The organism is Melghirimyces thermohalophilus, from assembly GCF_900102685.1.
Lineage (GTDB): Bacteria > Bacillota > Bacilli > Thermoactinomycetales > DSM-45169 > Melghirimyces > Melghirimyces thermohalophilus.
The window spans coordinates 108,375-132,392 of record NZ_FMZA01000002.1; the positions used below are offsets into that span (position 1 = coordinate 108,375).

Consider the following 24,018-nt stretch of genomic DNA (forward strand, 5'->3'; position numbering starts at 1 on the left):
AGTATTTAAATAATTAAAAAAGTATAATAAAATAGATTTAAATAAAGGTAAATGTTGGGAGAGGGTTAAGATGCGCCGTTGGGTCGGTTACTGGCTGACACTCTGTTTAGGGGTACCGGTACTGTTGGCGTTGATCTATGTGATCGTCTACCAGCGGTTGTTGGACTCTCCGCGCTATTACCCCTTTTGGTTGATTGAATCCTACTTCTATCTTGGGCTTCCGGCGGTGGCCTTGATCACTTGGAAAGTGCACTGGGGGAAGAAACATCCTTTGCCGTACCTCGTCCTGATTCTCGTGCTGATCAGCGGCGTGCTGGTGTTGGGTACCTACAATATAAAGAAATATGTGGGCGATCAGGAGACCAAACGACTGCACCCAGTGGGGGTGGTGGATCAACGGCTGGTCGCTCGGGAAGGGAACTATCACATTCCTTATTATCCCGTGGATGACAAGGCGTTGATCGAGGTGATCAAGAAGGGGGAAGGGGTGGATGTGACCGTTGTTCCGGAAAAAAAGCTGCTCCTCTCTTTTAAGGATCCTGCCTTTAAAAGTTATTCCCTCTTGCAACGAGTGATCGATCTTGCTCTCGGGATCCTGGCTATGGCGGTGTTCGCAGTTTTCTTCTATGTCGTGATGTCGATCTGGTGGAGGGACTTCCGAATGGAGGGGGATGCCCTCTTGGTGCAAAATTGGGGAAGGGTGAAAAGAATTCCCCTGTTTACAATCATCCAGATGGAATTGGATCCTCTCCATGAGGAAATCCGGTTTGAAACAGAGGAACTCTTTCTCAGTTACCCTTATGATTCGGATCGGGCGAAGGAACTGGCCAAGGCCGCCCGAGAAGCGGGTCTCAAAGAGATCAGGAGGGGGAAGAGGTGGGTTCGAAGCCTCCAGTATCGGGAAGTGCGTCTGGAGGAACGACGGATCGTACTCGATGGTCAGGAGCAACTCTTCGTTCCCTTTGATTGGGTGGTCAGTCTTCGATGGGATCCCGTCGTGCAAATCACATTAATGGATGAAACCCATTACACCATTACTGATTCTCGGTATATGGATCGAGCTTGGTTTGAGGAATTGACCAAAAAGGTGAAGGGGGTTTGGAAGCAAGATGGATACGGATATGTGGTCGATCACGATCTGCAGGAAAGCGCAGTCACCCTGACGCTGATGGACTGAAGAGAAAGTGTCCCAAGCCCTTGCGTAGTAGAATCCGTCTACCGTGAGGGCTTTCGGTGATGAAATGGATGAAAAACGACAAAGCCAGTTCCTTCCAACTCGTCTAGGTCCGATCCCGGAAGACGCGGGCGACGAGGCGGGCGGTCCAGGAGCGGGGGAGAATTCGTGGCAATCCGGTGATCCATCGGTTGATCGTGCCGGTCACCACGACGGGCCGTCCTCGATACCAGGCGGAAAAGCCAAGGCTTGCCACCTGTGCCGCCGACATCTGCCGGGTTTGTCGAAAACCGGCCCGTGTAGCAAATTCACTGTTCGTACTGCCTGGACAAAGGGTGGTCACCGTAACCCCGGTCCCTTTTAATTCCGCATGCAGGGCTTCCCCATACCGGAGGATAAACGCTTTCGCCGCGCCGTAGGCAGTCATATAGGGAGTTGGTAGGAAGGAAGAGGTGGAGCCGACGAGGATGATTCCGCCGCTGCGCCGACGGGTCATTTGCGGCAGGACCGCCCGGTTGAGCCGGACCGGGGTGTTGACAAGGAGTCGGATCATCTCCTGTTCACGGCTGATTGAGGTTTCCATCACCGGACCGTACAGACCGAATCCGGCGTTGTTGACCAAAAGGTCAATTCGGCGATTGTTGATCGCTCGGCAAAGGGAGTCGATTCCTTCCTCCGATGTTAAGTCGGTGGGAAGGACCTCGGCTGAACCGCCGGCTGTCTCCAGTTCCCGGGCCAGGTGCCGGAGACGATCCTCCCGACGGGCCACCAGGAGCAAGTGATATCCCCGTCGGGACAGCAGCCGGGCAAAAGCTTCCCCGATTCCCGAGGAAGCGCCGGTTACCAACGCGATGGACAAAACGATCGCTCCTTTCCTAAAGGGTATTGTCTCGATTGTAACAGCTTGTCCCAGTTGTAGGGAGAAACATCAAAAATCCCGACCTTGCGGAAAAGGTCGGGAAAGATGATCCCGTTTTAGCACCATCGATCGGTGGTTTTTACAGAGGATATTTCCAGTCGTTGGATGTCCTCCAAGAGGGAAGCGACTTTGTTTTTACGTACTTTCACTTTTTGCCGCAGCTCTTCTTGATTCTCTACGGGCAAATCGCGAAGCAATGCGTTCTTCACTTGTTGTTGCAACTGGTTCAGTTTGTACACTTCGGCATCCAATTCCTTTTGTAGCGATTGACGAGGATTCGTCATAATAAGCCCCCTTGTCAATTTGGGCGAAGGACAGCAAGATGATGATCCACAGGCGGACAGATTCATAAAAAGATGCCTATCACATTTTATTTATTATCTCATAGTTTGCAATAGATTGAAATACGCCATCGAGAGTTCAGGTTCCATCACAACCCTGATATCGAAGGGTAACACCTCAGATCCTATTTATTTTTCACATGTGTATGCCGATTCGCGCGCAATCAATTTCAAGATGTATAAAAATATCGTTTCGGAGCAAACCATACACAACGCAGGTTAAATTGAAGGAGGGAGCAGGAATGAAGAAATGGATCACTTCGCTTTGTGTCATGTTGGCTCTTGCCATCGGGATCCAAATGGTTACTGTCGTTCCTGACGTCGATGCTCAAGCGGCCACAGTGATGGTCAACGATAATAACAATAACAACACGACCAACAATACGGACTACAATACCCGTAACGTTGGTACCAATGATATGGCCAACAACGATACCCCGTCTTGGGCTTGGCTGGGACTCCTTGGACTGCTCGGTCTGTTCGGCCTTCGCAGGCGGGAGCAAGGGGAGCGTTAACGTTTTTCTTGTTTCTTCAAACAGGAACCCACCTCAAGTGCTGAGGTGGGTTCTTTTGGTTGATGATTGATGATTCGTTCAGGCCTTCCAATCCGGAGGAATGGCACCGACATTCCGGCGGTAATACAACATGGGATCTTTTTTTTCGTCCCGGTCCAAATCGACCACTTCTCCGATAAAAATCGTATGATCACCGGCTTCCACCTTTTGTACCGTTTTACATTGCAAAAGACCGAAGGATCCGGAAATAATTGGTAGTTGGTGTTCTGACCATCGCCAGTCGATCTTGGAAAACCGGTCTGTCTCTTTGCCGGCGAAGGCCCAGCAAGCGGCCTCCTGCTCCGCCGCCAATACATGGACGGCAAATCCCTGGCTCCTCTGGAAAGCCTGAAAGGACCCGGAGCGGTGGTCCAGGCACCACAGCACCAGCAAGGGATCGATGGATACGGAGGTGAAGGAATTGACCGTCAAACCTACCGGCTCCCCTTGCGGATCTGCCGTAGTCACAATGGTGACGCCTGTCGGGTAGCTCCCCATAATTTCCTTGTATAATTGGATTGTGTCTCCCGTCGATTTCACAGGACACCCTCCTCTACCATTCAGTTTCAGTGTGGCCTCAATCGATCATCCACATTTTTTGCATTCTATCCATATAGAAGGGAAATGGTTCCGGTTGTTCAGTCAGTCACCACCAGGTCTTGCTGGTGTTGTTGTCGATATTCCTCCTTCCAATCCACATTCAAACGCTCCCAGGTGTGACCGCTATCAGCGGAACGATATAAACCGTGGTTAGTCAAGGCGTAAAAAGTTCCCGGTTCCGTCTCGTTGGTGCTCAGGATGGGAATCACCATCCCTTCTGTCGACGGCAGTCCCTCGCTCACTTCCTGCCAAGGTTGGTCGCCCTCTTTGCGGTACAAGGTGGATGCCGGGGAGACCTGGGTCAGGTGATGGGCATAGGTGGCATGTTTCGCCGCGGAGACGAGGATCACGTCGGGGTTGCCGGGGTCGACCGCCATTCCGTAAAGGTAATGGTGTTTCAACCCCTCCCCTTTATTCTGCCATGTCTGTCCACCGTCCCAGCTCTCTGCGTATTCACGTCCAGCTTCAAACAAGCCGTCTCCCGCCGCCGCATACAACCGGCCGGGTGCCTGCGGATGAGCCAACAAAGTGTGGGTGTCCAAGGGACTTCGAAAGGTCCGATCCTTCCATGTTTTTCCGCCGTCCTCACTGCGGATCAAAGCTCCGGCTTCGACGGAGACATAAATCTTCCCGCTTTCCGCAGGGTCTGGTGTGATCCAACGGATGTGGCTAGTGTGGGGGCGAGGGGGGAAACTCCAGGTAGGCGCCGAGGGTAACAGCCGCACCTTCTCTAACTCGGTCCAGCTCTCTCCACCGTCCTCTGAACGGTACAAGGCTGTCGGCTCTGTCCCTGCATAGACAACGCCGTAACCCGCCCCTTTTTCCGTCGGGCTGACCGCTACCGCCGTCACCATGGAGTGGGGAATGCCGCCCTGATCCGGGACGGGTTCGGTGTATCGGCCCGGGGAAGCGATCGGCTCCCACGTTTTCCCGGCATCATCGCTTCGCCACAACCCTCTGCCAAAGGTACCGCAGTAGACCCGCTCCTTTCGATGGGGATCGACCGCGACACATAGGGGTTGCATGCCAACTAGCTTCTCTTTTGTGGTCCACCGGTCACCCTCACGCTCCACGACAAGCAGTTCCTGTTCCATGGCCAAGTACATCTTGGTCATGTATCTCCCTCCTCTTCATTGAAGCGATACGTTTCCCTCTATGTTCCGCCCACAGGAGTAAAAATAACGGCCATCCATGATCTTCTGCATATCGGGAGGATGTCCCAGCAGAAGGTGTAAATCCACTGTAAAACACCCGTCGCATCCGGTCAAACAGGTGGAGACACGAAAAAAGGCCACACAGGGCCTTGTTGGAACAGAAATGGATTATTGCCGGAAAAGGCTTTTTAAAACAAATAGGGCATTGGCAGGGCGCTCGGCGAGACGGCGGGTGAAATAGGGGTACCAGTCTTTTCCGTATGGGGTGTAGACACGGACTTTGTATCCTTCTTGGACCAGTTCCCGTTGTAGGGCGTCCCGGATTCCAAATAACATCTGAAATTCAAACTGACTTCGGGGGATCTTCTGTTGCTCGGTATATTCTTTTGTCCATTGAATGATGGATTCATCGTGGGTGGCGACGGCCGTGTAAGATCCGCTGTTCAGGTGCATTTTGACCAATTGCCGAAAGTTTTTGTCCACATCCTGTTTATCGGGGTAAGCCACCTCCCGGGGCTCTTTGTAGGCTCCTTTTACCATTCGCAAGTTGGCCCCCTGTTGACTCAGCTCCTTTACATCCTGCTCCGAACGGTACAGGTAGGATTGGATCACCAATCCGATGTGATCTTTTCCATATCGCTTGAGAAGCCGCTTAAAAATGTCGATGGTGGCCTCGACGCGGGGGGAGTCTTCCATGTCGATGCGGACAAAATTTCCCGTCTCTTTCGCTTTGGCCGTGATGCGGTCCATGTTTTCCAGACAGAAGTCAACATCGATATCCAATCCCAATTGGGTCAATTTGACGGACACGTTGGAATCGATACCTTCTTCGCTGATTTTGGTGAAGGTGTCGACGGCGGCCTGGGCGGCGTGAGCCGCTTCTTCACGGGTGGTGACGCTCTCGCCGAGCAAATCCAGGGTTACGGCAAGCCCCTCTTGATTTAATTCTTTTACTTTGAGCAGGGTATCAGCCATGTTTTCACCGGCGACAAAACGGGAAGCGCCCAGTTTCATTCCGTATTTGGATACTAGCCGATTGACCAGAGGATTAGCGGCGACTGTTAAAACAGCTTTTCTGGTTAATGACATGCGGATCCCTCGCAACTGTTTTAGATTCTGGATGAGGATAAAACCGGGGTCCTGGGTGAGGAGTGATTTCCCGGTCTCCTCCTCGTTGCTGTCTGAAGAGAGCGAATAAGGCAGAGAGGAAACAGTTTGTGTTAACGCTTACATTATACCATCCTTTTGGAAGGGGAGAAGCCTTTTTCTGTAGAAAAGAAAGAAGATGATGGGGTTGTGGAATGGAAGTCAGATGCAGGGATATGCCCACAGTTGATTGAATATTGTGTCTTATGAGGAGGTGGGTCCGGGATGCCTTTCCTCAAGGGGGAGACCGTTTTTTTTAAGGATGGAGCCGGCCTGTGGCGAAAAGGGCGGGTGGCCAATCAAAAGAAGGGGAAGGATCAGGTGGAGGTATATGATGACTCCATTCGCGGGTTGCGGGAGAAATATCGGGTTAAGTGGCAACTCAACGAGGCAGAGCTGATCCCTGTCCGCCCGTTTCCGCGGCTTCGCGACGGGGAGCAAACCCTCTCTTTTGCCGAAGTGGAGCGCCGTCTGCAATTGTTGCGGAAAGTCGGGCTGGACCTGGTCCGGCGCCATTCCTCAAAGCTGCTCTCGGCTCTGGTTGCTGAAAGGGTGACGCCAGAGGATAACTTGCAGTGGGTGGAGACCCTACGGCGGCGGGCAGCAGATTGGATGCGACTCGCTTTTTTGCAATCCCTCGTCCAAAGGGAGTGGGGAGAGGATCGGATCTCGTCGGCCCCGGTCACTCCGACGGAGAAGGAGTTGGTTGCTTTTGTCTTGAGGGAGTGGGAACAAGGGGTTCGCCTCAAGCGATATCTTCGGGAAGTGGCCACTCTTTCGCAAGGGGAGCGGGGGCGGCTTAACCTGGCGGAAGAAGCCCGGGTTCAACTGTTGCAGCGTCGTGGCACCGCACCGATTCGCCAGATTGCACAGGGGATGGCGGCCAGTTGTCAGGAGGAGGAGCAGAAACGGGACGTCCTGGCGCTGGCAGAGTGGATCGAAGACTTGATGAAAAGGACCCGTCGCCGGCTATGGGAAAGACAGGTCCAGTCCTCCCGAGGTGCTGAAAAAAAGAATGCCCAGTCTGAAAAAGACAGCGGATCCGGTCTGTTTACCTTTTCTCTGGAGGCGTTGAGTGAAGGGAGTGGAATGGAAGCGGATCGGATCCGCCGCTGGTTGGACCGGGGTTCGCTGCCGCTGGAGGTGTTGTCGTCCTCTCTTGATGAAGGGTGGAATTGGAATCCAGTGGAACGCCGACCGCTGATCCGCATTTCTGAAGGGCTTTATTATTGGCCTTTGCTCCACGCCGCCCCGCTGTTCGGAGCCGGATGGTTGGATGAGATGGCCGGTTTTGAAAGCGAGGGCACCGCGGCCAGAGCGGCTGTCGGTGTAAAGCGGAGGAGCGAGAGCTTGTTCAGGCGGGAATTGCCGGGTTGCCAGCTTGCTCAAAACACTCGTTGGAAAAAGAGAGACGGCACAACGCAAAAGGGGCCCGATCTAGTGGTGCAGGTGGATTCCACTCTGCTGGCGGCCCAGGTTTCCGCTGCAGGCACCCCAAGCTGGACAGAAGGGGGGACCCGACGGTTCATCCGTCGGGTGGAGGCGTGGTACCGAAACTCCCGACAGATCCTGACCGACTTTCGCCGGGCGCTGATGGACGGAAAGACAACCGAGGTGATCGGATCCGATGGAAAGCGAATCAATCCGAAAGATATCCACCGTGTGTTTCTCTTCCAATTGACCGCGGAGCCGATGGCGGCTCTCTTGGAGAGACGGCCGGACTGGGTCGGGCGGGTCGCATCAGATCAGGATTCTCCGTTGCCTTGTTTTTCGGTGGGAGACCTGGAAAATCTATTCGCTCTCCTGCCAGGCCCTGCTCGAAAAATCGACTATCTGTTAAAGCGGGCTGCACGGACATCCGGGGAAGAAGGGGAGCTCGCCCTGCTCTCCACCTACTTGGCGACGGGGTCTGTGGAGGAGTCCTTTCACACCCGGCGGGAAAAAAAGCGAGGGCCGGGAGCTTTGTGGCCCTATCTGGAAAAGTATTGGGAAGGGAAAAAAGTTCCCAAGGTACAGGAGCGTTATACCCATTGGTGGTCGGCAATCCTGAAAAAATTGGAACGGGAACAATCCCCGGGCTGGCTGGAAGCTACACTGCTGATGCTTCAGGTGGCCCAGACCGATCAGGATCGCTTCGAACAAAGCGTGCGGGCATTACGGCGAACCCTGCGCCGGGAAGGAGAAAGCATGACCGGCCGCTGGACCGTCGACCATGCCAATCGGCTCGCCGCCTGGGTCGACAGGGAGATGCGAAAGGAAGGGTCGGATACAGAACCGGCGCTGCCGAGGCCGCTCAGGAAACTCTCCCTCTCCGGGAAAGAGTACGTGCTGATCACGTTGTCTCCGAAAGCGGATGTCTATCCCTGTTCCTCGATACGACTGTTGTGACAAAGAACTCCGGAGGGTATCCCTTTGGAGCTCTCTTTTTACGGCCCGGGCTCATGAGGATCTGCAGGAGACGGACAGTCGTTGGAACAGCAGCGGGGCAAAGCTGTCGGCTTGCTCAGCGGTTCAATAATGGAGCTATCCGGTCGATTCGGTTGGTCCATATGCCGCCATGGTAACCGGAAGGCAGTCGCTCGATATCCTTAGCGCTGTCAAACCCTTCAGACCAGCCACCGCCTCCCGCAACCAGGATGACACGCGTGTCTTGTGCTTCCATCCTTTGTAAAAAGCGATGGGGCCATCCCCATAACCAAGGAGCCACTTTTTCAGGGATATGCAACTGTGTATGAGAACAAGATTTAGGAACATAGCCTGTCCACCCCGCAGCTATGTATGGAATCAGGCAATCTTTTATCGTCTGTTTGGACATAACTCGTAAGTTGGGAAGCCGCTGTTGTAACACTTCTATCGCTTGATCCCCACCATATACCGTGATTTTTTCCAATCGCGAGGAAGGCAACGGGGAGAGAAATGTTGCAAGTTGTCTTCCTTCATCTGGGTCATCGTTTTTGATATGAATCAGAAAGGGTTGATCAGGAAACCTTTGCAAAACTTCCTTAAGAGAGGGCATCAGACCGATTCCCTTGCCGCGAAAAGGAAAAGTTTTACCGTTATCAGCGGTGTAACCGTAACCGATATCCAGCTTCTTCAACTCAGCCATGGTATATTCTCTTACAGAACCCTTGGCTTGGGTCCGGCAATCCAATGTCCCATCATGGAAAACGGCGAATTGCCCATCTTTTGTAAGCTGGACATCGATTTCAACCACATCCGCTCCGGCGTCAAATGCCGCTTCCATGGAAAAGATGGTGTTTTCCAGATAAGGATGTTCCGGTTTGTAAATCCGTTTTGCGGTGCAAGTATCCCCTGTGATTCCTTCCATCGGAAATGTTTGCGACAGTCCCCGGTGAGCCAAAAGAAACGGGTTTCCTTTTGCTTCGACCAGAAAGGAAGTGTTATTTAAATAGACGAAGACAAAGAAAAACAGAGGAATCCAAATTCTCTTTCTCCTCCATCGTTGCAATCCTTTCATCGTCATGCTTACTCCCCCCCTAACGACAATGAACCCTACACATGCCTTAATCATAGGGTGAGTTGAATCCGTTTTACAATACGAAAATGAAAAGCCGGATCGCATCGATCCGGCAGAGGCTTTATGACGATCGTTTTCGATCTTCGATGGAGCAATGTTCGTCACAGCCGCCGGTGGGGATGATCCTCCGGCGGGCGGCGATGGCATCATAGACCCGCTGTCCCAGTCCCAGCCACTTGGACAGGATGAGAAGGGGAAGCAAGGGCCAGAGAAGGGGCAGCCGTGCCCCCATCTGGATGATCCCGTCGATCCCTTCCTGGAAGGAGTGGCCGTCCCGGGTGCTGTGCAGCCGTTTTTCCAGCTGTTCCGGGTCGAGTTCGTATCTGTCGGGAACACCCGGTTCTCGAAAAGAGACGAAATGGAGGAGGCGGAACCAGTCCAGCTTTTTTGCCGTCGTCACACTGCGGGTGCAGAAGGGGCACCATCCGTCGTAAAAGATGGTCACCTCCTGCCGTCTGAGGAATGATGGACGGTGTTGGGCCATCAACGTACCTCCTTTGGCAAAGACCCGGCTCTTCAGTCGGGCCAGTCGCCGGTAGTCTCGGTCGGTGAGCAAGATCCATTCACAACAGATCATGTACCAGGAGAAGAGGGCTAGGTTCATCATCAGGCCGACACTGGTGTGGAAGGCCAAGGCACCGGCCACGGCTAGGTATTTGGTATAGCGATTCAACAGCAAGAACGGAAAGGCCACCTGGAACAGCACCGATGAATAGGTGAGGAAGACGACCAACGTTTCCGACTGCCAGATCCACTCGCTAACCCCGGGCCATATATAGTCCTGAACCCGCATCGCGTAATAGACGGCGGTACCTTCCTGCCACATCGAGCCCATCACTTTATATATCCCCGATGTAAAATACACTATGATCAGCTGGATGGCGATGGCACAGACGGCGGCATTGTGCAGAATGGACAGATAAACGTCCAGACGTCGCTTCCCTCTCTTTTCGATCCGTCTCCGATCCAGGGAGAAATACGTCCCTGCCTGGGCAAAAATCAAGTAAAACAGTTGCAGACGGATAATATTATCCCCACCGTTGGTGACAAAGGAATTCCGGTAATACAGGGACCAAAACAAAAGAAAAGTGAGGATCGTGGCCAGCCGGGTGCGAAATCCCAGGATGAACATCACCGTTGTAACGATTCCTCCATGATAGATGAGATCGAAAAACCACGGGGCATCGGAGAGATGAAATAGGGTGATGATGCCTCTCTCCTCTGCCGCCTCCATAAATTTCTCTGTCGGCCACAACCCATCTGCCCCCCAAAGGAGGTGACGTTCCGGGTAATGAGCCAAAAGGTAAAAGAGAATGCCAAGACCCATGGAGAGCCGCATCAGACTGGTGCCGATCAAAAAGTGCTTCGTCGTCAAAAACCGTTCAAGCCGTTTCACTGCGGCCACCCCTTTGCCGCCTCGGAACCGACTGGACGATAGGGCAGCCAGTTTGATTCCCGGAAGTGGAGCGGGGTGGAATCATCGCTTTTGTGACGTACGTCGAAGCGGGGGAAGGTATTGGTAACCACCCGAAACTTGATCGCCTTGATCTTTTGGTCTGGCATGGCTTGTCCCAGGGCCGTAGATGCCGCCCGTTGCAACATCCACTCTCCAGTCTTTTTCTGCTTTTGATTGTCCTCCTGGAAGGAGCGGGAGCCGGAGACAAAATAGCGAGTCACCCGGTCTTCGGAGCTGAGGCGGTGAGCTTGCTTTTCTCGGATCAGCGGCCCCGTAAGATCCTTCCAATCGGTCTCCCGAAGCTGGCCGGTATCAGGGTCGATCACCCGGGCTTTTGCTTGAACATCCCGGTGGTGGGAAACGGGGTTGGGGGCGAATAGCTTCCAATTCTGCGCAAACAAAGGGTCCATATAGGCGTACAGGAATTCCCCATGCCGGGTTTTTACTGGATTGTTGGGGGTAAGATACAGAAAGGTGATGAAAAAGTGGATGATCAGGGTGAGGGCGAGCAATCCAGCCCACAATAACGGAGCGGATATCGGGAACCTTTTCATCGAATCACCTCTGTTGCTAGAAAGTGGTGCGAAAAGCGATGGGCGGCATTACCTGAAGCTCGGTGTGCTGTCCTGCAACGAACTCATCCTCGCGAATCTCTCTAACCGCAGCCGGAACAAAAGGAGACGGATGTAAAATTTGAAGATGCTTGCATGCTGATCTTCCGGCTGGGTTGGACAGCATTCTTAGCTTCGAGCGTCAGCCCTCTCAGGTGTGCGATGCTGTGCTTGGGGCTATTCGCATAACTTTCGGTTGGTTTTGTCCATGATACCACAGGTTTTTCGGGAGGAAGGGAGCAAAGTTGTTATGGCTTTGTAATCTATTCTTTTTATGCTTGTAACCAGAATCATTAAAAATGGAAAAGTGGTTTTATAAAATACAGGGGAGAACGGAGTCGGACAAATGAAGAGAGTTGGAATGGTGCTTATCGGGATATTGGTGCTGTTTGGGATTGCCCCCGGATGGGAGAGTGAAGGAACAGCGGAAGAGGTCAATCCGAAAAAACGTTGGGTGGGGGCTTGGACCGCCAGTCAGCAGGAGCCCTCCGGCACAGCATTGGAGGGGATAAAAGATCAGACCCTCCGTATGATCATTCATCCTCATCTCGACGGCAACCAAGCGCGATTACGCCTGTCCAATCACTTCGGCAGTCAACCGGTCACCTTTGAAGATGTTTACATCGGTATGGTTAAAGAGGGGGCTTCTCTTGTTCCCCGAAGCAACACGCGGGTCACTTTTGATGGGGAACCTTCTGTCACGTTGGATGTGGGGGAAACCGTCACCAGTGACCGAATCCATTTTAAAGTGAAAGCGGGCCAAAGCTTAGCGGTCAGCATCTACGTTCCCCACGACACAGGGCCGGTCAGCTGGCACCGACTGGCCAAACAGCGCTCCTACATATCGCTACCCGGGAATTATGCGTCCAGAACGGAACCGGAGGCTTATACAGAACGGGTTTACTCCTGGTATTGGCTGACAGGCCTGGATGTGCTGCCTCATCCAGGCACCACAGGGGGGATCGTCGCCCTGGGAGACTCGATTACCGATGGTGCAGGGTCCACTTCCAGTGCGAACCACCGCTACCCGGACTTTCTGGCACAACGGCTCCGGGAAGAGGGAATTCGCAAATCGGTGATGAATGCGGGGATATCCGGAAACAAAGTTTGGCGGGACGATCCTGTTTATGGCCCCTCCGCCTTGAACCGGCTGGAGCGGGATGTGTTGAACCAGCCAGGGGTGACCGATGTGATCCTATTGGAAGGGATCAATGATATCGGCCATGAGCCCCCGGACTATGATGCGGAACACATCATCCAAGGTCTGAAGCGGATTGTGGACCGGGCCCATCAAGCGGGGCTGAGGGTCTACGGAGGGACGCTGTTGCCTTATAAAGGCTCCGTCTACTACACGCTAGAAGGGGAAGCCACCCGAGAGAAAGTGAATGAATGGATTCGTAACTCCGGCGCCTTTGACGGGGTGATCGATTTTGCTAGGATCATGGCGGATCCCTCCGATCCGGATCGGCTCAACCCCGTTTACGATTCCGGAGATCACCTGCACCCCAGTGACGCCGGTTACCAGGCCATGGCGGAGGCGATCAACCTCGACTGGTTCCGGCCGGAGCAGCCGAGGTAAAATAGAATCACCGAGCAATCGACCGAACGAATCCGAACCGTTCGGTCGATTCCGTGTAAACCGCAAAAGAGATGTCACAGACTGACCGGGTAGAAGATCCTGTCTTTGTGCTATACTGTTATGAAGGAAGCGATCCTGTCCGACGGTAAAAAGAGCGGCGAGTCCAATAAGCATAAACATCGATGGAGGTGGATTGGATGGCGATTTCCAAAGAGCAAGTGGAACACGTGGCCCGACTCGCCCGTCTGCAATTGACGGAAGAGGAGGCCCAGGTGTACACCAGTCAGCTGAATGATATTCTCAAGTTCGCCGAAAAACTGAATGAGCTGGATACAGAGGGTGTGGAACCGACCAGCCACGTGCTGCCCATGGCCAACGTGCTTCGAGAAGATGAAAATCGGCCGTCCCTGGACCGGGACAAGGCCCTTGCCAACGCACCGGAACAGGCGGAGGGCATGTTCCAGGTGCCGGATGTATTCGAGGAGTAAAGGAGGAGCGATATGTCCCTTTTAAAACAACCGATCAGGGAGTTACATAAACGATTGAAAAACCGGGATTTGACTGCGTCGGACCTGGTCGATGCCTCGCTGGAACGGATCAGGGAGACGGACAGTCAGATCCGCGCCTTTCTAAAGGTGGATGAAGATGGAGCTCGGGAACGGGCTAAAAAACTGGAGGGTCAAAGCGATGGAAATCCTTTGGCGGCGCTGCCCTTAGGGGTGAAGGATAACATCAATACGGAAGGGGTGCTGACCACCGCCGGGAGCAAGATTTTGGAGAGTTACTCCCCTCTTTACAACGCCACAGTGATGGAGAAACTGGAGAAGGCCGGAGCCAACATGGTCGGCAAGATGAACATGGATGAGTTCGGAATGGGGTCATCCAATGAAAACTCCGGTTACTTCACGACCCGGAACCCCTGGGATCTAAACCGGGTGCCCGGCGGTTCCAGCGGTGGCTCGGCGGCAGCGGTGGCTACGGGGCAGATCTCTATCGCTCTTGGATCGGATACGGGAGGCTCGATCCGCCAACCGGCCGCTTTCTGTGGCGTCGTCGGTTTGAAACCCACCTATGGTCGGGTATCCCGCTTTGGTTTGATCGCCTTCGCTTCATCCTTGGATCAGATCGGCCCCATTACCCGCAATGTGGAAGACGCCGCTTACACCTTGCAGACAATCGCCGGTCACGATCCCCTCGACTCCACTTCCGCCGACGTGGAGGTACCGGACTATCTCTCCGCCTTGACGGGTGATATCAAAGGCCTGAAAGTGGCTGTGCCCCGGGAGCTGATGGGAGAAGGGATCGACCTGGGCGTCAAAGAACAGGTGGAGAAGGCGCTGAAACAATTGGAGCAGCTGGGCGCCGTGGTGGAAGAAGTCTCACTCCCCCACATCGATTACGCCGTGGCCACCTACTATCTCTTGGCCCCTGCGGAAGCCTCTTCCAACCTGGCCCGTTACGACGGGGTGCGCTATGGTCTTCGCGTCGACGGGGAAAATCTGGTTGACATGTTTAGCCGCACCCGAAGCACCGGCTTTGGCAACGAGGTGAAACGGCGGATCATGTTGGGTACTTACGCCCTCAGCTCCGGTTACTACGACGCCTATTACCTGAAGGCGCAGAAGGTGCGGACGCTGATTCGGCGCGACTTTGAGGAGATTTTCAACCAGTACGATGTGGTGGTGGGACCGACCGCTCCGACAACGGCTTTCAAGTTTGGAGACAAGACGGACGACCCCCTCACGATGTATCTGAACGATATCTGCACGATTCCGGTCAGCCTGGCCGGACTGCCGGCAATCAGCGTCCCTTGCGGTCTCTCCGAAGGACTACCTGTGGGTCTGCAGATTATCGGACGTCCCTTTGATGAAGCCGGGGTGCTGAAGGTGGCCCATGCCTATGAGCAGCACGGGGAACGTCTGCCAGAACCGACGTTGGGAGGTGAAGCCCGATGAGCCAATCATTTGAAACCGTGATCGGCCTGGAAGTCCATGCCGAGCTATCCACAAAGTCCAAGATTTTCTGCGGATGTTCCACCCAGTTCGGGGCGCCGCCCAACACCCATACCTGCCCCATCTGCCTCGGCCATCCGGGAACGCTACCTGTGCTTAACCAGCAGGCGGTGGAGTTTGCTATGAAAGCGGCGCTCGCCCTCAACTGCGAGATCGCGGACGTCAGCAAATTCGACCGGAAAAATTACTTTTATCCTGACTTGCCCAAAGCCTACCAGATCTCCCAGTACGATCAGCCTATCGGTGAGAACGGCTGGATCGAGATCGAAGTGGAAGGAGAAAAAAAGCGGATCGGCATCACCCGGGTCCATCTGGAAGAAGATGCCGGGAAGCTGAACCACTCCGATTGGGGAGACGGCTCCTTGGTGGACTACAACCGGGTGGGAGTTCCCCTGATTGAGATCGTCTCCGAGCCGGATATGCGCTCCCCGGAGGAAGGGCGTGCCTATCTGGAGAAGTTGAAACAGATCATTCAATACACCGGGGTTTCCGACGTCAAGATGGAGGAGGGCTCCCTGCGCTGTGACGCGAATATCAGCCTCCGTCCCGTCGGTACCGAGGCCTTCGGCACCAAGACGGAGATGAAAAACCTCAACTCTTTCCGCAATGTGGAACGGGCCTTGAAATACGAAGAAGAGCGACAAACCCAGGTTTTGTCCGAAGGCGGCACCGTTGTACAGCAGACGATGCGCTGGTTGGAGGACGAAGGACGTACCAAAGTGATGCGATCCAAAGAGGAAGCTCACGATTATCGCTATTTCCCGGAACCGGACCTGGTACAGCTTCAAATCGATGAGGCCTGGAAACAACGGGTAAAAGAGAGTCTTCCGGAATTGCCCGATTCCCGGCGAAAGCGGTATATAAAAGAGTTCGGTCTCTCCGAATACGATGCTTCGCTGCTGACGGCGTCTAAAAAGATGGCCGACTTCTACGACCGGACAGTGTCCAGCGGAGCGGAACCCAAAGCGGCTGCCAACTGGATTTCTTCTGAACTCCTGGGCTATCTGAACAGCCAGGGTAAGGAGCTGGAAGAGACTCAGATCACGCCGGAATCGATCGCCAAAATGACCCAACTGATCGAAAAGGGTACCATCAGCAGCAAAATCGGCAAAAAGGTGTTTAAGGAACTGGTGGAAAAGGGCGGCGATCCGGCTAAGATCGTGGAAGAAAAAGGTTGGGTGCAGATCAGCGACGAAGGAAAACTGAAAGAGATCGTCGCGGAGGTGGTCGACGCCAATCCGCAATCGGTGGCTGACTACCAAAACGGAAAGGATCGGGCTCTCGGCTTCTTAGTCGGTCAAGTGATGAAAGCGACCAAAGGGAAAGCCAACCCGAAGATGGTTAACCAGCTGCTTCTGGAGAAAATTGGCGGCTGATCTTCCGGTTTGGTATCCGAACGGAGAGGCTTAAATGAGGTGTTACCATGCAGATTTTGTATGGGGCTATCGTCCTGTTTTTCTTGGGATCGGGAGTCTATTATCTACAGGATGAGCCCCCACATGCGCTTCACTTTTTGGTGATCGCGCTCTATTTTTTCATCATCCTGTTCGAGTTTCGGGGCAATCCCTTTTCACGCAGGACGTATGTTCTCCTCAGCCTGCTGTTGACGGGCAACGCGATGATCCAGTTCTTCCTGGCCGAAAATAACGCCATCTACGGGCTGGTCAGCCTCTTTTTTGCCTATTTCGCCCTGCAGGCTCGACGGCGTGTCAAACACTAACTGTTTCCGCCCGATGTTCGGGCGGTTTTCTTTTTCTGTGTCGGTGGGGCGGGCATAACCTGCTTTTCATTGAAGCAAAATAGTTGTCGGCGGGTTTCTTTAGCCGCCCGCCATATTTCGGATAAGGGGGCGTCTGTTTATGCCGTATCAGCAAAACAAACAGGCCGGGCAACAAGGACAGCAACAAGGGCAACAGCAAAATCAGCAGTACCAACAGGCTGTACAAAATGCCCGTCAGGCCATGCAACAGGTTCAACAGGCTCAATCCCAAGCCAATCCGCAAGCCTTGAATCAGGCTCAACAAAAGCTTCAACAAGCCCAGCAACAGGTGCAACAATTGCAACAGAACCAGGAAGGGCAAGCCAACGCCCAGCAGCAACAGCAACTGCAGCAGGCCATGCAGGGGCTGAGTCAAGCCCAGCAGAAGGTACAGCAAGCCCAGTCTGTCAGCAACCCCGTCGAATACCAGCAATACTGAGGCTAAAGGAAAGAGAGGGAGCCGGCTTCGGCTCCCTCTTGTTGTCACTTGGGAGCGTACCGGTTCCACGCTTGGGTGCCGATCAACTCCTGAGTGTAAATCATCGCTTCCTGTAAAAGTGTTTCCGCATAATCCACCCAATGGATCCAATTCTCCACAGCCGGGCGAGCATCGGTTGGAGCTGTGCGCTTCAGTTCTAAAAGATATCCCCGTTTGATGCGATGATGGCGACGGGCTTGGTATAAGCTGTCGACCAGTTGACTCAGGATGGTTCCATGCCAGTCATGACAGCCAAGCCGTTGCAGGCAGCCCTGCGCGATCAAGCTGTGGTTACCTGTCTGCAGATCCTCTTCAAAAACCGACTTCAGTGCCGGGAGCTGGTTGATCGTTGATATTCTCTCTATCTGTCCGGCGATGGTGTGAAGGATCGACTCGGCGAACAAGCTTTTAAAAAGAGCATCTTGGGCCTGATGCAGCTGATGGGGTTGGGGGCCGGAGGAGGTGTAGTTACGCTCCGACGCCGCTGTCTGGCCGCCGGGATTTACAGGCTCCAGTTCCCGGTGCTCGCTATCCATAGACAAACCCCCTTGCAGGTTTTATTCCTATACCTATGCGAAGGGTACGGAATTCTTCAGCGCAGTTGAAAGATCCCGACTTTCTTCCTATTGACTTGCTTTTGGTTTGGGGTAAAATGCCTTCCGAAACGTTTCAGCAAAAAGGGGACGAGATGTGTGTACCGATGGACAGCCTGCCTATTGCTGTTTGTGCTCTTGTTGACCGGATGCGGCCTCACAGCAGAAGACGAAGCGGAGGAAGCCGAGACAAAAGCGGAGCGGGAAGCCCGCATTCAAGAAATGACTGCGGAAGAGATACTGAAGAATGTTCGGAATGCGATGGAAGAGATGAAGGGAACCCGCTGGAAGCGTGTGGTTCGACATCAATTTGTATTTAAGGGTCAGCCAGACAAGAATACCCGTGTGGAACAGAAGCAGACGGTGGAAGTGACTCACCGGCCTTACCACTTGCATCAGGACGGAACTTTAACCGTCAACCAAGAATACGTGAGTGAAACGATCCCGCAACGTCAATATGTGACCGGGAAAAAGGCATATGTTTTTAAACGGAATCAGTGGTTCGAAAGCGAGGTGGACGAGAACGGGAAGGGATTCAAGGAGGACCAGACTCCGCTGGAGTGGTTAAAAGAAGTTTCCGCTTTCGCTGCCGGAGCCGATGTGAAGCAAAAAAAGTCGCAGATAGGGATCACCCTTTATCCTTCTTCTTCCAGATTGAAGTCATCCATCGATTGGACCCCTGCTTCCCTGGCGGGCATTCCGGCCAACAAAGACACGGCTGTCGCCAAACCGGTGGCCAAGGTCCGCCTCTGGGTCGATAAGAAAACCTTTCGCTTGGTGAAAGCAGAACAGGTGATGGAGTACACGCTGCGCCTCGACAAACAGCAGGTGAACGTACGGCAGAAAAAGGTGATTCGACTGGACGGGAAAGTGAATAAGATTTCCGTTCCTGAAAAAATCAGGCAAAGCGCGGTTCCTGTTTCTTCGTCCAATAAGTAAGAGAGGGAAGCGAATTCCCTCTCTTTTTCTACATCGATTCGATCAACGTTTTTATTTTATCCCGATTGTCCGCTTCCAATAAAGCCTGTCGGAACGTTTCATCAATCAACTTTCGGGAGAGGAGCTGCAGGATGCGAAGGTGCTCATCTCCCGCCTGTTCCTCGGGCACAGCGATCATAAACACCAACCGGGCCGGTTCACCATCGATGCTGTTCCAATCGACGCCGGATGGTTTCCGTCCGAAGGCGACTCGGGGCTGGTCCACACCGGCCGATTTGCCGTGGGGGATCGCGATTCCAAACCCGATTCCGGTACTTCCATGCTCCTCCCGGGCGTAAAGATCCCGCCTGAACTGATCCCGGTCGGACAGAGCTCCTGTTTCATCGAGGCGGTCGAGCAGTTCGTCCATCACTTCTTCCCGGTTGTTCCCCTTCAACTGCAATACCATCAGATCGTCGGTCAGAAGGTCGGATAGTTTCAATCCGATTCACTCCTTTGCACTTCCGCGTTTTTTTTCAGCACGTTTACCAACAGGGCAGTGACCACGGTTCCCGCGGCGATGGCGACGAAGAACATGGGGACGTTGCCCACGGCTTGGACCGCGGCGACGATGGGTCCTCCGTGGGGAACATTGTCAGTCACCCCCGACAGCATGGCCACAGTCGAGGCAGTCATGGAGCCCACCATCATGGCCGGAATGACACGGAGAGGATCCCCGGCGGCAAAGGGGATCGCCCCTTCCGTAATGCCCACCAAGCCCATCGCCAGAGCGGCTTTCCCCGCCTCCTGCTCTTCCTGGTGGTATTTCCGCCGGGCTAACAGCGTTGCCAATCCCATACCCAGAGGAGGTGTACAGATGGCTGCGGCAATTGCCCCCATAATGAAGGTCTGCCCTTCGGCGATCATGGCGGCGCCGAAGAGAAAGGCCACCTTGTTTACCGGCCCGCCCATATCGAAGGCGATCATGGCGCCGAGGATCAACGCCAGCAATACTTTGCTGGTACCCTGCATACCCTGGAGGAATTGGGTCAATCCTTCCATCAGCGAAGCGATGGGGGCCCCCACCACGAAGATGAACAGCAGGGCGACTAGGGTGGATGCCGTCAGCGGAATGACCAGGATGGGCATGATCGGTTGCAGAACGGAAGGTACGGGGAGAGATTTGATCCATCGGGTGATGATCCCAGCGATAAAACCGGCCAGTATACCTCCGATGAAACCGGCACCCGCTTCGGAGCCGTAGAAGCTTCCGTCAGCGGCGATGAAACCGCCGATCATGCCGGGAGCCAGTCCCGGCCGGTCGGCGATACTGACAGCAATATAACCGGCCAAAATCGGAACCATGAAGGTGAAGGCGGCTTCGCCCACTTTCAGAATGGAGGACCAGACAGAGTCCTCAGGCACCACCAACCCTTTGGCTCCGGGTTCCCCTCCCAAACCGAGGGAAAGGGCGATCAGTAATCCCCCGACCACCACAAAAGGGATCATATAGGAAACCCCGTTCATCAGTGAGCGATAGATGAGATTTTGTCCCCGTTCCTCCTTATGAGTAGGGTTCGTTTGGGTGATGTCATCTGTTTCTCCTGCTTCCTCCCGGGAACGGTGGACGGGAACCTCCCCGCTTTCAAAGCGCTGAATCAATTCTTCAGGCTTGCGAATGGCATCGGAGACGGCGCAGGACAGCACCCGTTTTCCCTCAAAACGGTCCATCTCGATACTTTTATCCACGGCCAGGATAATCCCGTCCGCCGCTTCAATTTCTTCCTCGGTCAAAACATTTTCTGCCCCGATGGAGCCCTGGGTTTCCACTTTGATGTCAATCCCCGCTTCCGCCGCGGTTTGGGCCAGTTTCTCAGCGGCCATGTAGGTGTGGGCGATCCCGTTGGGGCAGGAAGTGACGGCCAGAAGCTTCATCCACATCCCATCCTTCCTGTGTTTTGTCTGATTACAGATAATGGTGCCAATGACCGGGTTCCGTCTCATTGATGATCGCGTCCAGCGTCTCCGGATCGTCGGCGAGACGGACCATCTCCCGAAATAGAGAACGGTTACGCTCTCGCTCCGTTTGGTCGAGGGCCAGGAGGAAGACCAGGCGGACAGATTCGCCGTCCCAGTCCACCGGTTCTCGAAGGGCGGCGGCAGCCACTCCGGATTTCCGGACGATATCGGAGGAGCCGTGGGGAATCGCCACTCCGTTGCCGATGGTGGTCGAGGCAAGTCGTTCCCGTTGGAGAACGCTTTCAAGATAATCTTTGCTGACGGCCCCGATCGCCTCCAACCGTTTCGTCAACAGATGCAGGAGCTCCTGCCGATGGACTCTGTGTCGAATTTGCAAACATGCCTTCGGGTGCAACAAACGCTTCAACACCGGAAACATCTGTTGCGACTCCTTTTCCTCCCCGGGTAGGGTCCCTTGAAGGAGCCGGTGCAGTTGTTCACGTTCTTCCCTGTGAAAGAGGGGAGTCACCTGAAGGGACGGCACCGGGGAATGCTCAAGAGGGACGGTGGTGAGGAGAATATCGGGTCGGTGTCTTCGGACAGCCAGAGCCACTTCCCGGGCGGCCACGGTTCCCGTCACCCGCAGTTCTGGGAAGAACCGCTCCAGCTTGGCTTCTAGCAGCCGGGCGGTTCCCTCTCCGCTGGAACAAACAATCAGTGCGCTCTTTCTCCCAGGGGACCGGGACAGACGTTCCGCTGCTGCTTGGAAGTGAAGGACCAGATACCCGGCTTCCTCCGCTCCGAATCGGATTCCTTCCTTGCGGGCCAGTTCCGGCAATAGATCCAAAAGGGTTTCGTACATATAGGGATAGCTGTGACGGGTTTCCTGCAGGAGGGGATTGTCCACACGTAATCCGTGTCGTACCCGATTCAGCGCTGAATGGAGGTGAAGAGACAGGCCGGTGAGGAGGCGGTCGTCCCGTTTCAGCGGCAATTGGAGGGCTTTTTCCATCCGGGAGATGAGAAATAAGGCGATGCGCCGGGCTTCCGGGTCGGTTTTCCCGAGGGTATGCCGGATTTCCCGCTCCGAATCGGATCCCCATTGACGAATTCGGGAGCCTAGAAGGTGCATGGCAATATATCCGATCTCCGCTTCGGGCAGCCGAAGGGAGAAGCGTCGTTCCAGTGCTCCGGCCAACTGGGTGGCTATCTGGTGCTCAGGGTGTGCGGCCAGTTCCTGAAGCTCTTCCGCCGGCATTCGGATCTTTTGCCCCTGCCGGATCCGATGAAGGGCGATGGCCAAATGGTAGACCAGGTTGGTGAAGCCTTCATCGGTGAAGGGGTAGGGCATGGTGCTTTCGATTCGGCGAACCTCTTCCCGGATCACTGAAAGATCCGGCAACAGATCCGCCAGCAGTTTTTCATCGGCGGGAAGTGCCTCCTCTCTGAGTTTGGAAATGGCGAACCGGCGTTCCCTTTCTGTTCCCTCCACCTTGATCCCCCAATTGGGGCGGCGTGCAAGGCTCAGCCCGCCGGCACGAAGCCAGGAGTCCACCCAGTCGAGGTCGGCGTGAACCGTAGTCCGGCTGACATGCAGTTTCCGGGACAATTCCTCTGTCGTGAGCGGTTGGTCCGCTTCCAGCAGTACCCCGAGCAGCGTCCGTCTTCTCCCGTCGGAATCCCCCCGGTCATCATCCGCCTCCCGGCCTTTTTCCTGCAGGCGTTCCGCCAGACGTTTCCGCTCTATGGGGGATCCTTCCAAGGTGACTCCCACTCCGGGTTTGCCGGTGATGTTCAAACCGGTTTCGACCCGGACCCACTCTTTCAGTTGTGCGAGTTCGTTTCGAACCGTCCGCTCGGAGCAACCGATTCCTTTCGCCAATTTCCCCGATGGGATCGGACGATCGACCCGGAGCAGAAACTGCAGCAATTGTTTTTTTCGTCCATCTAACGACATGTTCATCACCACCGGTGAAGGGAAAGACGGAAAACGCTTTCCCTGTTTTCAACTTAACACAGCGTCTTTGATTCAATATCCGAATTCTTTGCCGTAACTTCCGGCAACGGCTGTACATTTTCATTCTATCCCAACAGAGACAAGAGGGAAGATGTGAATGGATATTCCATATGATACAATCATCATGGTCATCCGATGAGAAACGGACACGGTGGATGGTCCGGGCCACAGGATGGGTACTTTTTCCCGGCACCGCTGCGATAACGACCACGAAAGGCTGATGGCAGCCCCCGTCAGCCTTTTGGATCGTGACCGCCACGGAGAAAAGGGACGGTCGGACAACTTGTACAGGAGGAAATGGGTATGTTATATGGCGGCATCGAAGCGGGGGGTACTAAGTTTATCTGTGCCGTTGGCGATGAGAATGGAAAACTTGTGGAAAGGATTCAAATCCCCACTACCGTTCCGGCGGACACCATGGAAAAAGTGATTCATTTTTTTCGTGATTTTGATGTGCATGCTCTGGGAATCGGTTCCTTCGGACCGATCGATATTGACCCCGTAAGCCCAACCTACGGCACGATCACGTCCACTCCCAAAAAGGCGTGGAGAAACTATCCCATGGTCGAGAAGGTGAAGGAAGCGTTGGGCGTTCCTGTCGGGTTTCATACCGATGTTAACACCGCCGCTCTGGGGGAGGCGGTGTACGGTGCGGCGAAAGGGTTGGACAGCTGTTTATATATGACCGTGGGGACCGGGATTGGAGCCGGCGCGGTGATCGACGGTCGCCTGTTGCAGGGACTTTCCCACCCGGAGATGGGTCATATCTTGGTGCGACGCCACCCTCGTGATTCCTATCGAGGGAATTGCCCCTATCATCAGGATTGCCTGGAAGGTCTCGCCGCAGGCCCCGCTGTGGAAGAACGATGGGGGGAAAAAGGGATCCATCTAACGGACAGGCCGGAAGTTTGGCAGCTGGAAGGCTACTATCTGGCACAGGCTCTCATGCAATGGATTCTGGTTCTCTCACCCCAAAAAATCATTCTCGGTGGAGGGGTGATGAAACAGCGGCAGATCTTCGCCTATATACATGAACAGGTAGCAGAGCTTTTGAATGGATATGTCACCCTCCCGCCGATCGATCAATATATCGTGCCCCCCGGGCTGGGCGACGACGCGGGTATCGTAGGATCCCTGCTCCTCGCTGAGCGGGCGGTACAACCATCGACATAAACACTGAGACGGTGCCTGAGAAAGGAGACGTGGGTCC

The 24,018-nt window shown here is 54.3% G+C and carries 21 protein-coding genes and 1 pseudogene; 11 read left to right on the plus strand and 11 right to left on the minus strand.

The window, feature by feature from the left end; translation table 11 throughout:
• Positions 1-70 precede the first annotated feature (70 nt).
• Positions 71-1,177, plus strand: coding sequence for a hypothetical protein (locus BLP91_RS01840; protein WP_091566055.1), 1,107 nt, complete (start codon positions 71-73; stop codon positions 1,175-1,177).
• Between the two features lie 103 nt (positions 1,178-1,280).
• Here BLP91_RS01840 and BLP91_RS01845 read toward each other — a convergent pair whose 3' ends face one another.
• Positions 1,281-2,033, minus strand: coding sequence for an SDR family NAD(P)-dependent oxidoreductase (locus BLP91_RS01845; protein ID WP_176757765.1), 753 nt, complete (start codon positions 2,031-2,033; stop codon positions 1,281-1,283).
• A gap of 116 nt (positions 2,034-2,149) precedes the next feature.
• The gene (locus BLP91_RS01850; protein ID WP_091566059.1) at positions 2,150-2,377 is read right to left on the minus strand and encodes a hypothetical protein; all 228 of its coding nucleotides are present in this window, start codon (positions 2,375-2,377) and stop codon (positions 2,150-2,152) included.
• Positions 2,378-2,676: 299 nt separating this feature from the next.
• On the opposite strand from BLP91_RS01850, the gene BLP91_RS01855 reads away from it, so the two are divergent.
• On the plus strand, positions 2,677-2,949 hold the full coding sequence (locus BLP91_RS01855) for a WGxxGxxG family protein (RefSeq protein ID WP_091566063.1): 273 nt from the start codon (positions 2,677-2,679) through the stop codon (positions 2,947-2,949).
• Positions 2,950-3,027: 78 nt separating this feature from the next.
• Here BLP91_RS01855 and BLP91_RS01860 read toward each other — a convergent pair whose 3' ends face one another.
• The 3 genes from BLP91_RS01860 to BLP91_RS01870 form a co-directional block, all read right to left on the minus strand.
• The gene (locus tag BLP91_RS01860) at positions 3,028-3,528 is read right to left on the minus strand and encodes a flavin reductase family protein (protein ID WP_342670259.1); all 501 of its coding nucleotides are present in this window, start codon (positions 3,526-3,528) and stop codon (positions 3,028-3,030) included.
• Between the two features lie 98 nt (positions 3,529-3,626).
• Complete coding sequence (locus BLP91_RS01865; protein WP_091566065.1) at positions 3,627-4,703, minus strand: WD40/YVTN/BNR-like repeat-containing protein; 1,077 nt, start codon at positions 4,701-4,703, stop codon at positions 3,627-3,629.
• Between the two features lie 207 nt (positions 4,704-4,910).
• Positions 4,911-5,831, minus strand: a complete 921-nt coding sequence (locus BLP91_RS01870) for a proline dehydrogenase family protein (RefSeq protein ID WP_091566068.1) — start codon at positions 5,829-5,831, stop codon at positions 4,911-4,913.
• Between the two features lie 282 nt (positions 5,832-6,113).
• Between BLP91_RS01870 and BLP91_RS01875 the strand changes: the two genes are divergently transcribed.
• The gene (locus tag BLP91_RS01875; RefSeq protein ID WP_091566070.1) at positions 6,114-8,276 is read left to right on the plus strand and encodes a hypothetical protein; all 2,163 of its coding nucleotides are present in this window, start codon (positions 6,114-6,116) and stop codon (positions 8,274-8,276) included.
• Positions 8,277-8,391: 115 nt separating this feature from the next.
• Here BLP91_RS01875 and BLP91_RS01880 read toward each other — a convergent pair whose 3' ends face one another.
• The 3 genes from BLP91_RS01880 to BLP91_RS01890 form a co-directional block, all read right to left on the minus strand.
• The gene (locus BLP91_RS01880) at positions 8,392-9,366 is read right to left on the minus strand and encodes a glycerophosphodiester phosphodiesterase family protein (protein WP_091566346.1); all 975 of its coding nucleotides are present in this window, start codon (positions 9,364-9,366) and stop codon (positions 8,392-8,394) included.
• Between the two features lie 121 nt (positions 9,367-9,487).
• Positions 9,488-10,831, minus strand: a complete 1,344-nt coding sequence (locus BLP91_RS01885) for a DCC1-like thiol-disulfide oxidoreductase family protein (protein WP_143003430.1) — start codon at positions 10,829-10,831, stop codon at positions 9,488-9,490.
• A complete protein-coding gene (locus BLP91_RS01890) occupies positions 10,819-11,436 on the minus strand; it encodes a DUF5819 family protein (RefSeq protein ID WP_091566075.1) in 618 nt (205 codons plus the stop codon). The genes BLP91_RS01885 and BLP91_RS01890 overlap by 13 nt, the downstream gene beginning before the upstream one ends.
• Before the next feature lie 403 nt (positions 11,437-11,839).
• Between BLP91_RS01890 and BLP91_RS01895 the strand changes: the two genes are divergently transcribed.
• From BLP91_RS01895 to BLP91_RS01920, 6 genes are all read left to right on the plus strand, one after another.
• Positions 11,840-13,072: an SGNH/GDSL hydrolase family protein gene (locus tag BLP91_RS01895; protein ID WP_091566078.1), complete on the plus strand. Its 1,233-nt coding sequence runs from the start codon at positions 11,840-11,842 to the stop codon at positions 13,070-13,072.
• 197 nt (positions 13,073-13,269) lie between these two features.
• On the plus strand, positions 13,270-13,560 hold the full coding sequence (gatC, locus tag BLP91_RS01900; RefSeq protein WP_091566081.1) for an Asp-tRNA(Asn)/Glu-tRNA(Gln) amidotransferase subunit GatC: 291 nt from the start codon (positions 13,270-13,272) through the stop codon (positions 13,558-13,560).
• Between the two features lie 12 nt (positions 13,561-13,572).
• On the plus strand, positions 13,573-15,027 hold the full coding sequence (gene gatA, locus BLP91_RS01905; RefSeq protein ID WP_091566084.1) for an Asp-tRNA(Asn)/Glu-tRNA(Gln) amidotransferase subunit GatA: 1,455 nt from the start codon (positions 13,573-13,575) through the stop codon (positions 15,025-15,027).
• Positions 15,024-16,460, plus strand: coding sequence for an Asp-tRNA(Asn)/Glu-tRNA(Gln) amidotransferase subunit GatB (gene gatB / locus BLP91_RS01910; protein WP_091566086.1), 1,437 nt, complete (start codon positions 15,024-15,026; stop codon positions 16,458-16,460). The genes gatA and gatB overlap by 4 nt, the downstream gene beginning before the upstream one ends.
• 47 nt (positions 16,461-16,507) lie before the next feature.
• Positions 16,508-16,804 (plus strand): hypothetical protein, encoded by a 297-nt coding sequence (locus BLP91_RS01915; RefSeq protein ID WP_091566089.1) that lies wholly within the window; start codon positions 16,508-16,510, stop codon positions 16,802-16,804.
• A gap of 139 nt (positions 16,805-16,943) precedes the next feature.
• A complete protein-coding gene (locus BLP91_RS01920; RefSeq protein WP_091566092.1) occupies positions 16,944-17,282 on the plus strand; it encodes a hypothetical protein in 339 nt (112 codons plus the stop codon).
• 44 nt (positions 17,283-17,326) lie between these two features.
• On the opposite strand, the gene BLP91_RS01925 is transcribed toward BLP91_RS01920, so the two are convergent.
• The gene (locus BLP91_RS01925; protein ID WP_091566095.1) at positions 17,327-17,857 is read right to left on the minus strand and encodes a hypothetical protein; all 531 of its coding nucleotides are present in this window, start codon (positions 17,855-17,857) and stop codon (positions 17,327-17,329) included.
• A 156-nt stretch (positions 17,858-18,013) separates the two neighbouring features.
• Here BLP91_RS01925 and BLP91_RS01930 point away from each other — a divergent pair, with 156 nt between their 5' ends.
• Positions 18,014-18,853, plus strand: a complete 840-nt coding sequence (locus tag BLP91_RS01930) for a DUF6612 family protein (protein WP_091566097.1) — start codon at positions 18,014-18,016, stop codon at positions 18,851-18,853.
• Positions 18,854-18,881: 28 nt separating this feature from the next.
• Here BLP91_RS01930 and BLP91_RS01940 read toward each other — a convergent pair.
• Together BLP91_RS01940 and BLP91_RS01945 are read right to left on the minus strand one after the other, a co-directional pair.
• Positions 18,882-20,767 (minus strand): annotated as a pseudogene (locus BLP91_RS01940) (fructose-specific PTS transporter subunit EIIC).
• 31 nt (positions 20,768-20,798) lie between these two features.
• Positions 20,799-22,748 (minus strand): BglG family transcription antiterminator, encoded by a 1,950-nt coding sequence (locus tag BLP91_RS01945; RefSeq protein ID WP_176757766.1) that lies wholly within the window; start codon positions 22,746-22,748, stop codon positions 20,799-20,801.
• A gap of 363 nt (positions 22,749-23,111) precedes the next feature.
• On the opposite strand from BLP91_RS01945, the gene BLP91_RS01950 reads away from it, so the two are divergent.
• Complete coding sequence (locus BLP91_RS01950) at positions 23,112-23,981, plus strand: ROK family protein (RefSeq protein WP_091566109.1); 870 nt, start codon at positions 23,112-23,114, stop codon at positions 23,979-23,981.
• The last annotated feature ends 37 nt before the right edge of the window (positions 23,982-24,018 follow it).